Annotated in this window: 7 protein-coding genes and 1 riboswitch; of the genes, 6 read left to right on the top strand and 1 reads right to left on the bottom strand. The window is 69.2% G+C overall.

The annotated features are described in order from the left end of the window. Nucleotides 1-76: 76 nt before the first annotated feature. On the top strand, nucleotides 77-1,792 hold the full coding sequence (gene ggt, locus HEP75_RS04390) for a gamma-glutamyltransferase (protein ID WP_185825580.1): 1,716 nt from the start codon (nucleotides 77-79) through the stop codon (nucleotides 1,790-1,792). An 88-nt stretch (nucleotides 1,793-1,880) separates the two neighbouring features. Here ggt and HEP75_RS04395 read toward each other — a convergent pair whose 3' ends face one another. Further along, a complete protein-coding gene (locus tag HEP75_RS04395) occupies nucleotides 1,881-3,458 on the bottom strand; it encodes a BCCT family transporter (protein WP_185822301.1) in 1,578 nt (525 codons plus the stop codon). A 459-nt stretch (nucleotides 3,459-3,917) separates the two neighbouring features. Between HEP75_RS04395 and HEP75_RS04400 the strand changes: the two genes are divergently transcribed. From HEP75_RS04400 to HEP75_RS04420, 5 genes are all read left to right on the top strand, one after another. Then, nucleotides 3,918-5,768 carry a methyl-accepting chemotaxis protein gene (locus HEP75_RS04400; RefSeq protein WP_185825581.1) on the top strand — a complete coding sequence of 617 codons (1,851 nt, stop codon included), beginning with the start codon at nucleotides 3,918-3,920 and terminating at the stop codon, nucleotides 5,766-5,768. Between the two features lie 215 nt (nucleotides 5,769-5,983). Then, nucleotides 5,984-6,084: riboswitch (TPP riboswitch) on the top strand. A gap of 109 nt (nucleotides 6,085-6,193) precedes the next feature. Continuing rightward, nucleotides 6,194-8,071, top strand: a complete 1,878-nt coding sequence (gene thiC / locus HEP75_RS04405) for a phosphomethylpyrimidine synthase ThiC (protein WP_185825582.1) — start codon at nucleotides 6,194-6,196, stop codon at nucleotides 8,069-8,071. Between the two features lie 70 nt (nucleotides 8,072-8,141). After that, the gene (locus HEP75_RS04410) at nucleotides 8,142-8,807 is read left to right on the top strand and encodes a two pore domain potassium channel family protein (RefSeq protein WP_185825583.1); all 666 of its coding nucleotides are present in this window, start codon (nucleotides 8,142-8,144) and stop codon (nucleotides 8,805-8,807) included. Between the two features lie 254 nt (nucleotides 8,808-9,061). Next, nucleotides 9,062-11,404: a winged helix-turn-helix domain-containing protein gene (locus HEP75_RS04415; protein ID WP_185825584.1), complete on the top strand. Its 2,343-nt coding sequence runs from the start codon at nucleotides 9,062-9,064 to the stop codon at nucleotides 11,402-11,404. A 121-nt stretch (nucleotides 11,405-11,525) separates the two neighbouring features. After that, nucleotides 11,526-12,422, top strand: coding sequence for a helix-turn-helix transcriptional regulator (locus HEP75_RS04420; RefSeq protein WP_185825585.1), 897 nt, complete (start codon nucleotides 11,526-11,528; stop codon nucleotides 12,420-12,422). The last annotated feature ends 29 nt before the right edge of the window (nucleotides 12,423-12,451 follow it).

Consider the following 12,451-nt stretch of genomic DNA (forward strand, 5'->3'; position numbering starts at 1 on the left):
TGCGCTGGCGCCGCCGCAGCTGCGCGCGCGGCTCCGCTCGGGTAGGGTGGCGCGGTATCCGCTGCGGGGAATGCGCATGTCCGTTTCGAAGTTTTCCTTGGCCTGCCTGGCGCTTGCGCTGGGCCTGCCGGCACTGGCCACTGCGGCCGACCGCGTCACCGGCCAGGCGTTCGCCACGCGCTCGGAGGTGATCGCGCCGCACGCGATGGCCGCCACCTCGCAGCCGCTGGCCACGCAGATCGCGCTGGACACGATGCAGGCGGGCGGGTCGGCGGTGGATGCGGCGATCGCCGCCAACGCCGCGCTCGGACTGATGGAGCCGACCGGCAACGGCGTCGGCGGTGACCTGTTCGCGATCGTGTGGGATCCGAAGACGCACAAGCTCTACGGCTACAACGGTTCGGGCCGTTCGCCCAAGTCGCTGACCCTGGCCGAATTCCAGCGCCGCGGCTTGAAGGACATTCCGCCGACCGGGCCGCTGCCGGTGTCGGTACCGGGCGCGGTGGACGGCTGGTTCGCGCTGCACGAACGCTTCGGGCGCAGGCCGATGGCGCAGAACCTGGCGCCGGCGATCCGCTACGCGCGCGAGGGCCACCCGGTGGCCGAGACCATCGCCTACTACTGGGACCGCTCGGTGCCGCGGCTGTCGCAGTATCCCGGCTTCAAGGAGCAGTTCACCATCGACGGCCATGCGCCGCGCAAGGGCGAACTGTGGAAGAACCCGAACCTGGCCGACACCTTGCAGCAGATCGCCGACGGCGGCCGCGACGCGTTCTACAAGGGGCCGATCGCGCGCACCATCGACGCCTATTTCAAGGCCAACGGCGGCTTCCTCAGCTACGACGACCTGGCCAGCCACCATGGCGAATGGGTCGAGCCGGTCAGCAGCAACTATCGCGGCTACGACGTGTGGGAACTGCCGCCCAACAGCCAGGGCATCGCCGCGCTGCAGATGCTCAACATCCTGGAGGGCTACGACTTCTCCAAGATCGCGTTCGGCTCGGCCGAGCACATCCATCTGTTCACCGAGGCCAAGAAGCTGGCCTTCGCCGACCGCGCGCGCTTCTACGCCGATCCGGCGTTCCAGCCGGCGCCGTTGGCCAAGCTGATCTCCAAGGACTACGCCGCGCAGCGTCGCGCGCTGATCTCGATGGACAAGGCCTTGAAGGAAGTGCAGCCGGGCACGCCCAAGCAGTTGGAAGAGGGCGACACCATCTACCTGACCGTGGCCGATGCCGACGGCATGATGGTGTCGCTGATCCAGTCCAACTACCGCGGCATGGGCAGCGGCATGGCGCCGCCGGGGCTGGGCTTCATCCTGCAGGACCGCGGCGAGATGTTCGTGCTGAAGAAGGATCACCCCAACGGCTACGCGCCGGGCAAGCGCCCGTTCCAGACCATCATCCCGGCGTTCGTGACCAAGGACGGCAAGCCGTGGCTGAGCTTCGGCGTGATGGGCGGGGCGATGCAGCCGCAGGGCCACGTGCAGATCGTGATGAACCTGATCGATTTCCACATGAACCTGCAGGAAGCCGGCGACGCGCCGCGGATCCAGCACGAAGGGTCCACCGAGCCGACCGGGCAGGCCACGGCGATGAGCGACGGCGGCGAGCTGAATCTGGAAACCGGCTTTTCCTACGACACGATCCGCGCGCTCATGCGCAAGGGCCACCGCGTGATCTTCGCCGATGGCCCGTATGGCGGTTATCAGGCGATCCTCCGCGATCCGGCCAGCGGCGTGTACTACGGCGCCTCGGAAAGCCGCAAGGACGGGCAGGCCGCCGGCTACTGAGCCTGCGCCGCGGCGGTGTCGCGGCCGGCTCGCGTGCGGCGGCCGGCGCGTTGTGTTGATGCGCGGGTCGGCGCTGCCGCCCGCGCGCTCACTCCTGCGCTTGCGTGCGCCCGGCCTCGGTGCGGGTCTGTTCCTGCGCCGCCTGTTCGCGCGCGATCCATTCCTCGATCATGTGCCTGGCGCGTCGATCGCGTCGGCGTTCCCGCGTGTGCTCGGCGTCCAGCACGCGATAGAGCGACACGATCACCAGCACCATCAGCACCGCGAACGGCAACGCGGCGATGGTGATCATGCCCTGCAGCGCATCCAGGCCCCCGGCCAGCAACAGCACCGCCGCGATCAGCGCCACCGCCACGCCCCATACCAGCTTGCGCGCCAGCGGCGGATCGCCGGCTTCGTCGGTGGACATGCTGGCCAGTACCAGCACCGCCGAATCGGCCGAACTGACGAAGAAGATCGTCAGCAACAGCAATGCCACGCTGGACAGCAGCAATGAACCAGGCAGGCTGTCGAACAGGGTGAACAGCACCGTCTCGTAGCCGTTGCCCAGCGCCTGCAGCATGTCGACATGGCCGAACAGCTGCGCCCACAGCGCAGCGCCGCCGAACACCGAGAACCATACGAAGCCGAGCAGGGTGGGGGCCAGCACCACGCCCACCACGAACTCGCGGATGCTGCGCCCGCGCGAGACGCGGGCGATGAACGCACCGACGAACGGCGCCCAGGCGATCCACCAGGCCCAATAGAAGATGGTCCATTCGGCCACCCACTTGCTGCCGGAGAACGGCGACATGCGCAAGCTCATCGTCACCAGTTGGTTGAGATAGGAACCGAGCGTGGTGGTGAAGGTGTCGAAGATGAAGCCGGTCGGGCCCAGTACCAGCACCGCGGCCAGCAGCAGCGCGGCCAGCGCCAGGTTGAAGTTGGACAGCCACTTGATGCCGCGCTCCACGCCGCTGGCGGTGGAGGCCATGTACAGCACGAAAGCCACGGCGATGATGGCCATCTGCACGGGGATGCTCGCCTGCACGCCGAACACGCGGTGCAGGCCGGCGGCGATCTGGATCGTGCCGAAGCCCAGCGTGGTGGCCACGCCGATCGCGGTGGCCACGACCGCGGCGATATTCACCGCATGGCCGACCCAGCCGCGGTGGTGGCGGCCGATGACCGGCTGCAGCATGTCGCTGACCAATCCGCGGCCGTTGCGGTTGTACTGGAACCAGGCCATCGCCAGGCCGATCAACGCATAGACCGCCCAGGGATGCAGGCCCCAGTGGAAGAACGCGTAGCGCATCGAGGCGCGCGCCGCCTCCATGCTTTGCGGTGCCAGCCCTTCCGGCGGCTTGAGAAAGTGCGAGATCGGCTCGGCCGCGCCCCAGAACACCAGACCGATGCCCATGCCGGCGGCGAACAGCATCGACAGCCAACTGGCGCGGGAGAAGTCCGGCTCGGCGTCCTCGCCGCCGATGCGCAGATGGCCGAAGCGACCGAAGGCCAGATACAGCATGAAGGCCAGGGTCAGGAACACCACCAGCAAATACATCCAGCCGGCGCCGCGGATGACCTGGGCCAGCGCCGCTTGCACCACGTCGTCGAACGGGCCGGGCGCGAGGCCCGCGATCAGCACCAGCAAGGCTACAAGCGCGATGGAAATACGAAACACCATGCGGCAGCGTCTCCGGGCAAGGAAGCGAGAGGGAGCGTGTCGGCGTTGCGGCGATGCGCAACACAGGCGGCACGCAGCGGTTGCCGGTCTGGAATCGCTGCAGCAGCGGCGAAGGGCAATCGCGAACGAAGCCAGCAACGATACCGCGTGCATCGTCACGGTACCGTTATGGTGCGCTGCGGCTAGCGCTGCAGTAGTGCGGATCTAAGCTTCTCTCCGCAGGCAAACCAAGCCGGGAGCCGCACAGCCAGATCTGATGCGTCCCGCAAATTCGACGCTGGTTCCTTTCACGACCATGTCCGCGCCCATCGGCTGCGATCCTCGCCGTCGCGGCGCGATCGCAGGCGTCTGAATCCGCAAGAGTCCGGACATGACGCCGATCCCGGTTGCGCATGTCCCCGCTCAGGTTGCACGGCGGCGGCCGATACCATGGCGGAAGAGTTCCTGGAGGGGAAGACGATGTCGTTGTTCACACGCGGTCCGAACGCCGATGCCGGACATGCCGCGGCCTTGCCGGACGCACCGGTGGCGCTGCTGCGATTGGACCCGCAAGGCCGGGTCTGTGCCGCCAATCGTGCCGCGCTGGATTTGCTCGGGGTGCACTCAGAGGCCTTGCTCGGCGAATCCAGCGAAGCGGTGTGGGGGCTGCCGTTGGCGTCGCTGGCCGGTGCGGAGGGCAGCTGGCTGGCATCGGGCGCCGATCCGGCGCGGCGCGTGCGCTATCAGCGCGATCGCGACGGGGAAGGTTGGCTGCTGTCGCTGCCGCATCCGGAAACCGCCGCGCTGCTGCGCGACGTCGCCCTGCTCGGCGGCGGCCAGGCGCAAGGCGCCATCAGCCCGGCGCTGCAGGCGCTGGCGCAGCAGCTGCAGGCCGGTGCGCAGGCGCAGGCCTTGCTCGACCGGGTCGGCGAGCGCCTGACCGGTTGCGATCTGGACCTGGGGCTGAGCACGCCGCTGTCCGCGCAGGACACCGAGGCGATGGCCGGGCGGCGCCTGTCGGCCGGCTTCGGCAACCTGGCCGAGGCGATCCGCCAGGCGGTGGCGCTGTCGCTGCAGATCGCCGCCGACGTGCCGCACGTGGTCGCCGAGAACGACGAGCTGGCGCAGCAATCGCAGACCCAGATGGAAGCGCTGCAGACGGTGGTGGCGACCACCCGGCGGCTGCTGCAGGGCCTGCACGAGATGGACCAGGAACTGCGCGCGGTGATCGCGGTGGCGGCCAGCGCCGACGACAGCGCGCGCCAGGGCGCGGAAGCGGCGCGCGCGCTGGGCCAGGCGATGCGCGAGGTGGAGCGGCGCTCGGCGCGCGCCACCGAGGTCATCGAGGTGATCGACGCGGTCGCGTTCCAGACCAACATCCTGTCGATCAATGCCAGCATCGAGGCGGTGCATGCCGGCGCCGCCGGGCGCGGCTTCGCCGTGGTCGCCAGCGAGATCCGGCGCCTGGCCGAACGCGCCGCCGCCGCCGCGCGCGACGTGCGCGTCATCATCGGCGAGACCGGCAGCGCCCTGCACGACAGTGCCGCCTCGGCGCAGCGCACCGAGCAGGTGCTCGGCGGCATCGGCCAGTTGCTCGGTCGCGCCAGTGCGGCGATGGAAACCGTGGCCACCCGCGTCGCCGCGCAAGGCGCAGAGATCGGCGGCATCGATCGCGCGGTCGAGCACGTGGTCGGGCTCAGCCGCAGCAACCTGGAGCATGTCGCGCGCGTGGTCGAGCGCAGCGCGGCGCTGGCCGCGGGCAGCGCCACGCTGCACGACTGCGTGGGCCTGTTCCGCTTGCCGTCCGATCCGATGCAGCAGCCGCGGCACGCGCGCATCCGCGAACTGGCGACGGCGGCCGCCGGCAGGATCGGGCAGGCGCTGGCCGATGCGGTCGCGCGCGGCCGCATCGGCGAGGACGCGCTGTTTTCCACCGACTACACGCCGATCGCGGGCATCGATCCACCCAAGTACCGCACCACCTTCGATGCGTTGTGCGACGAACTGCTGCCGCCGCTGCAGGAACCGCTGCTGGCCGCGCATCCATGGATCGTGTTCGCGATCTGCGCCAATCCTGACGGCTACGTGCCCACCCACAACCTGCGCTTCAGCCAGCCGCTGAGCGGCGACCGCGCCCGCGATCTGGTCGGCAACCGCACCAAGCGCATGTTCACCGATCGGGTCGGGCGCAGCGTCGGTCGCCACACCCAGCCGTATCTGTTGCAGGTGTATCGGCGCGACACCGGGCAGATCCTGTTCGACCTGTCGGTGCCGGTGTACGTGCGCGGCCGCCACTGGGGCGGACTGCGCGTGGCCTACGTGCTGGAATGAGCGCCGCGGCGGGCGCCGCACAAAAAAACGCCACCGGGGTGAGCCGGCGGCAGGGAGAGAGACGTCGTTCTTGTGGGGCCCAGGCTAGGCGCGGTATGTCGCCGGGGTTTGCCGCAATGGCGTGCGCGCGTGCCGGCGCTGACAAGAAGCGGGTCCGGTTGTGCGCCGATTCAGCTGCGCGCGGTTGGCTGCGGCCGCAGAAACGGGTCTAATGGGCGCAGAAGCGGGGGTACCGCCGGCGCAGGCCGCGGTTGAGACAGTCCCTTCGAACCTGATCCGGTTGATACCGGCGTAGGGAAGCTTCGCAAGCCCGGTCCATGCGCTTTTTGCGCCGGTCCGTGCCGCGCCGCCGCTTCGTCCGTGATGCGAGTTCGCTCGCAACCGCCCGCACTCGCTGCAGGCTCTCAGAAATAGGACGAATGCCGATGAATGCCGTACCCAGCCCGTTGCTGCAGCAGGCCGATACCCTGTCCGAGTCGGTGACCCGGCCGATCCCCGGTTCGCGCAAGATCTTCGTGCCAGGCTCGCGTCCCGACCTGCGCGTGCCGATGCGCGAGATCCAGCTGACCCGCACCCCGACCCTGTTCGGCGGCGAAGACAATCCGCCGGTCACCGTGTACGACACCTCCGGGCCGTATACCGATCCGGACGCGAGCATCGACCTGCGCGCCGGCCTGGCGCCGCTGCGCGCGCGCTGGATCGAAGAGCGCGGCGACACTGCCGCGCTGGAACAACTCAGCTCCGATTTCGGCCGTGGCCGCGAACACAACGCGCGGCTGGACGCGGTGCGCTTCCCGGCCCGGCACCTGCCGCGGCGCGCGCTGGCCGGTGCCAACGTCACCCAGATGCACTACGCGCGGCGCGGCATCGTCACCCCGGAGATGGAGTTCGTGGCGATCCGCGAAAACCAGCGGTTGGAGGCGGTGCGCGATGCGCTGCTGCGCCAGCAGCATCCAGGCGAAGCGTTCGGCGCCAGCATCCAGCACGTCATCACCCCCGAGTTCGTGCGCGCCGAGATCGCCCGCGGCCGCGCCATCCTGCCCAACAACATCAACCATCCGGAAAGCGAGCCGATGATCATCGGCCGCAATTTCCTGACCAAGATCAACGCCAACATCGGCAACAGCGCGCTCAGCTCGGGCATCGCCGAGGAAGTGGAGAAGCTGGTGTGGTCGATCCGCTGGGGCGGCGACACGGTGATGGACCTGTCCACCGGCAAGCACATCCACGAAACCCGCGAGTGGATCATCCGCAACGCGCCGGTGCCGATCGGCACGGTGCCGATCTACCAGGCGCTGGAGAAGGTCGATGGCCGCGCCGAGGAACTGACCTGGGAGATCTTCCGCGACACGCTGATCGAGCAGGCCGAGCAGGGCGTGGACTACTTCACCATTCACGCCGGGGTGCTGCTGCGCTACGTGCCGCTGACCGCCAAACGCGTCACCGGCATCGTCTCGCGCGGCGGCTCGATCCTGGCCAAGTGGTGCCTGGCGCATCACAAGGAGAACTTCCTTTACACCCACTTCGAGGACATCTGCGAGATCATGAAGGCCTACGACGTGGCCTTCTCGCTGGGCGACGGGCTGCGCCCGGGCTGCATCGCCGATGCCAACGACGCGGCGCAGTTCGGCGAACTGGAAACGTTGGGCGAGCTGACCAAGCTGGCGTGGAAGCACGACGTGCAGACCATGATCGAAGGCCCCGGCCACGTGCCGATGCAGTTGATCAAGGAGAACATGGACAAGCAGCTGCGCGAATGCGGCGAGGCGCCGTTCTACACGCTGGGGCCGCTGACCACCGACATCGCGCCCGGCTACGACCACATCACCTCGGCGATCGGCGCGGCGATGATCGGCTGGTTCGGCACCGCGATGCTGTGCTACGTGACGCCCAAGGAGCACCTGGGCCTACCCAACCGGCAGGACGTGCGCGACGGCATCATGGCCTACAAGATCGCCGCGCATGCGGCCGACCTGGCCAAGGGCCATCCGGGTGCGCAGGTGCGCGACAACGCGCTGTCCAAGGCGCGCTTCGAATTCCGCTGGGACGACCAGTTCCATCTCGGCCTGGATCCGGAAAAGGCCAAGGAATTCCACGACGAGACGCTGCCCAAGGACGCGCACAAGCTGGCGCATTTCTGTTCGATGTGCGGCCCGCACTTCTGTTCCATGAAGATCACCCAGGACGTGCGCGACTACGCCGCCGAGCACGGCGTCGGCGAGACCGACGCGCTGCAGGCCGGCATGGCCGAGAAATCGGCGCAATTCCTGGATGCCGGCGCCGAGGTCTATCGGCAGGAGTAAGGCCGCGGCATTGCCGCCGCCGTGGCGTGCGCTTGTCTATGATGCGCGCACGCCACTTCCGGAATTCCGCATGCTCCGCTACGCGCTCGCCTTGCGCCGCCACCCGTCCGCGTTGCTGCTGGGCGTGCAATTGCTGGGCCTGCTGCTGTATCCGCTGATGGAAGACACCGCCGCCGGGCGCGCGCTGTTCGGCGCGTTCGGCATCGTGGTGCTGGGCCTGGCGCTGTGGGTGGTCAACCGCAGCCCGTCGGTGCTGTGGATCGCCTGGTGCCTGGCGCTGCCGTCGGTGGTGCTGTCGATCGCCGCGGCGCTGCACCACAGCCCGCAGCTCGGCGCGTTCGCGCAACTGCTGGAAAGCCTGCTGTATTTCTATACCGCGGCCAGCCTGATCGCCTACATGCTGCAGGACCACGAGGTCACCCGCGACGAACTGTACGCGGCCGGCGCGACCTTCACCTTGCTGGCATGGGCGTTCGCCTTCGCATTCTCGGTGTGCCAGCAATGGCTGCCGGGCAGCTTCATCGGCGCGCAGACGACGCAGTCGCCGCGGACCTGGATGGAGCTGCTGTACCTGAGTTTCAGCGTGCTGTCCGGGGTCGGCCTCAGCGACGTGCTGCCGGTGCTGCCGCTGGCGCGTTCGTTGGTGATGCTCGAACAGTTCGCCGGGGTGATGTATATCGCCCTTGTGGTGTCGCGGCTGATTGGGCTCAGCGTCACACGCAAAACCAAAGCCTGAACAATCGCTAAAAAAAACGCGCCAACTGGCGCGTAATCTTGCAACGTTTATGTGAGTTTCGTCGGCGGAGAGAGAGCCTGTAGTGCTTCGCCGCGGTTGGCGGCGGCAACGACTAGGGTAGAATTTGTCGGCATCGCCACGCCTGGCCGCATTCGTCGCATTGGTTTGCCGAATCTGCCCGTTGGCGCCATACGGCGTCACTTTTGCCGTGACGTGGTTCCCACTCCATCGCAGATCGTCGTCGCCTTAGTCGCATGTCCTCGTCATCCTCCGCCACTCCACTGCTTCCGGAACGGTTGCAGGTCGGCGATTGCCTGGTGCTGCTGTCGCTGCGCGAAGTGCATGCGCCGCGCGCGCGGCGGCCGCAGCGGCTCACGCCCAAGGCGATGGGCGTGCTGCGCGTGCTGTTGGCGCAGCCGGGACAGGTGGTGGAGCGCGAGACCTTGCTGGCCCAGGTGTGGCCGGACACGCAGCCGACCAACGATGTGGTGACCCAGGCCATCACCCAATTGCGCAAGGCGTTCGCTGCCGGTGCGAAGGGCGACGCGCCGGCCTATATCGAGACGCTGGCCAAGACCGGTTATCGCCTGGTGGCGCCGGTGCAGGCGCTGGCGGAGGTCGAGGTCGATGCCGGCGCGCCGGCGGCTGCGGCCGCGAGCGAGGACCTGTGCGCCGATGCCGATGCCGACGTCGCCATGCCGGCGGTCGCCGACGCAGCGCCGTCGCCGGCCGCGGTGGTGCCTGCGCCGCCGTCGCGCGGTTTGCAGGTGGTGCTGGCGGCCGCCGCGGGCGCCGGCCTGATGTTGCTGGCGATGCTGGTCTGGTGGCTGCCGCGGGGCGGCCAGGACCCGGCCGGCAGCGAGCAGGAGCGGGTGGTCGGCAGCCCGGAGCGGCCGTACCGATTGATCACCACGATGCCGGGCTTCGAGCTGGAGCCGGCGTTATCGCCGGATGGCGCGCAGGTGGCGTATGCCGCCGGGATCGAGGGCCGCGCGGGGACGCAACTGCTGGTGCAGGCGACCGGCCGTGCGGCCGGCGGCGTGCCGCCGCGCTCGCTCGGCGTGCCGGGCAAGGGCTATTCCGACCGGCTGCCGGCCTGGTCGCCGGATGGCCGCCGCATCGCCTTCGCCCGGCTGGGGCCGGAGGGGCAGTGCCAGGTGCTGCTCATAGCCGCCGACAAGCCTGATGTGGCGCGCGAAGCGACCCGCTGCGACGGCACCGAGCTGCTCAGTTTCGACTGGACGCCGGACGGGCGCGGCCTGCTGTTCGGCAGCATGACCGGGCGCCAGCCCAGCCGCGGGATCCGCGTGCTGGATCTGGCCAGCGGGCACTGGCGTGCGCTGCCCTACACGCTCGGAGCGGGCGATTTCGACTACGCGCCGCGTTATTCGCCCGATGGCCAGTGGATCGCCTTCGTGCGCAACCCGCAGATGGGCGGCCTGTGGCGGATGCCGGCCGGCGGCGGCCGCGCCGAGCCGCTGACCCGCGAGTTCGCCGAGATCCGTGGCTGGGACTGGACCCAGGACAGCCGCGGCCTGGTATTCGGGCGCCGGGTCGACAGCGAGACGCGCCTGTATCGGCTGGATACCGCCTCGCAGCGCCTTCGCGACCTGGACCTGGGCGATGCGCAGTCGCCGACCTTGTCGCGCGACGGCGAACGGCTCGCGTTCGTGCACCGGCGCCCGCAGTTCGCGCTGTATCGGATTTCCGCCGCGGACCGCCAGGGCAACCGCGAGAGCCAGCGCCTGTTCGCCTCCACCGGGCGCGACAGCCAGCCAGTGATCGCGCCCGACGGCCGCCAACTGGTCTTCACCTCAGACCGTTCCGGCAGTTTCGCGCTGTGGTGGGGCGACGTGACCCGGCCGCAGTCGTTGCGCCTGATCGAGGGCGTGCGCCCGGAAACCGGGCAGGCGCCGGCCTGGTCGGCCGACAGCCAATCGCTGCTGGTCAGCGGCCGCGATGCGCAGGGGCGCTCGGCGATCTACGAAGTGCGGCCGCAGTCGGGCAGCGTCGTGCCCTTGCCGGTGCCTTCCGGCGAACCGCTGCAGGCGGCGTACACCGCCGATCCGGCGCAGCTGCTGGTGCTGCTCGGCGAGAACGGCCGCACCCGGCTGCAGTTGTACGACCGGCGCAGCCTGCCGTGGCGGCGGCTGGCGGCGCTGGACGATGTCTCGCAGCTGCGCGTGGACCCGGACAGCGGGCGCGTGCTGTTCACTCGCCTGGCGCGCAGCGGCCTGTGGCGCGCCGACGCGACCCTGGACCCGGCCAGCGTGGCGGCAGTCGACGCGGCGGTGCCGTCGCTGTGGCGCTACCGCACCTGGGCGCTGGGTGCGGGCGGCGAGGTGCGCTATCTGTTCCCGACCGGCGAGTGCGCCAGCCGGCTGGCGCGGATCGGCGGCGGCCTCGGCGACAGCGCGTGCCTGGACCGCGACCGGCTCAGTTCGGCCAATGGCTTCAGCATCGATCGGCGCAGCGGCGACGTGTATGCGGCGCTGGCGGTGGAGGACGGCAGCGACATCGGCTTCATGCGCATGCCCGAGAGCACCGGCTGGTTCTCGGTGATCGCCTCCAAGTGGTTGCTGCACAAGGGAAAGTGAGCATCGTAAGTTGTTCGTGACCGCTTCGTGCCGATTTCGGACAAACATCGCCACATCGTCCTGACCCTGCCGCCACATCCGGCAACACTGCGCGCCGGTTGAAGCAAAGCGGGTGCATCGGATGCGACAAGTCTTCCTGGCCGATCGTGGGCAGCAACGGATCCTGGACAACGAGGACGCGCCCGCCGGCTCGGCCTGCCTGGGCGCGGCGCGCCTGGGTAGCCTGCAGGCCTCGGCCGCCGCGTTCACGGTCTGGATCCAGCTGCGCGGCAGCGCCTGGATCGAAGCCAAGGAAGGCCGCTTCGAACTGCAGCGCGGCCAGTGGCTGGCCTTCGAGCGCGATTCGCGGCCGCTGGTGCAGGCCGATCGCGACGGCTTGTGCATCGGCCTCAGCCTGGACGCCGACGCATTGAAGGCGCTTGGGCGGATGGCCGATGCGACCCTGTATGCCGGCCGCGGCGTGCTGCCGCCGCGCGAGGCGCGGATCGCGCTGCGGCTATGGCGGCAGGCGGCGGCGCGGCCGGGCGATGTGCTGGCGATGCGTCCGGTGTTGCTGCACCTGGCCTCGATGCAGGGCGAGCTGTCGCACCGCGTGCAGCGTTGCCCTGGGCGTTCGCGGGTGCGCAAGCGCCAGGTGTTCGGGCGCATGCAGCGCGCGCATCTGTATCTGGAAGGACACCGCGACCGCGTGGTGCGGATCAGCGAACTGGCCGAGCTGACCAACTTCTCCAGTTGGTATCTGTCCAAGACTTTCCAATGCCTGTACGAGGAAAGCCCGCAGGCGCTGTCGGCGCGGCTGCGCCTGGAGCGCGCCGCGGACCTGCTGCGCGACACGGCGATGATGATCGGCGAGGTCGCCGCGGCCAGCGGCTTCGACAACTGCTGCAGCTTCGCCCGCGCCTTTCGTGCGCGCTTCGGCGTCTCCGCTTCGCAATATCGACAAGCGGCGGCGGTGCCGCCAGAGTCGGCAAAGTCTGCGAACGGCCGCAGCAAAGCGCCGGTGCTCACCGGAACGTAACGTGCCCAGGGCGCTTAACACGCCCCTAA

It is taken from the genome of Xanthomonas sp. SI, assembly GCF_014236855.1.
In the GTDB taxonomy this organism is placed as follows: Bacteria; Pseudomonadota; Gammaproteobacteria; order Xanthomonadales; family Xanthomonadaceae; genus Xanthomonas_A.

Excerpts from the sequence above, each read along its gene's own strand:
- HEP75_RS04415 (WP_185825584.1), top strand. The coding sequence starts at position 9,062 with ATGTCCTCGTCATCCTCCGCCACTCCACTGCTTCCGGAACGGTTGCAG.
- thiC (WP_185825582.1), top strand. The coding sequence starts at position 6,194 with ATGAATGCCGTACCCAGCCCGTTGCTGCAGCAGGCCGATACCCTGTCC.
- HEP75_RS04410 (WP_185825583.1), top strand. The coding sequence starts at position 8,142 with ATGCTCCGCTACGCGCTCGCCTTGCGCCGCCACCCGTCCGCGTTGCTG.
- HEP75_RS04400 (WP_185825581.1), top strand. The coding sequence starts at position 3,918 with ATGTCGTTGTTCACACGCGGTCCGAACGCCGATGCCGGACATGCCGCG.
- HEP75_RS04420 (WP_185825585.1), top strand. The coding sequence starts at position 11,526 with ATGCGACAAGTCTTCCTGGCCGATCGTGGGCAGCAACGGATCCTGGAC.
- HEP75_RS04395 (WP_185822301.1), bottom strand. The coding sequence starts at position 3,458 with ATGGTGTTTCGTATTTCCATCGCGCTTGTAGCCTTGCTGGTGCTGATC.
- ggt (WP_185825580.1), top strand. The coding sequence starts at position 77 with ATGTCCGTTTCGAAGTTTTCCTTGGCCTGCCTGGCGCTTGCGCTGGGC.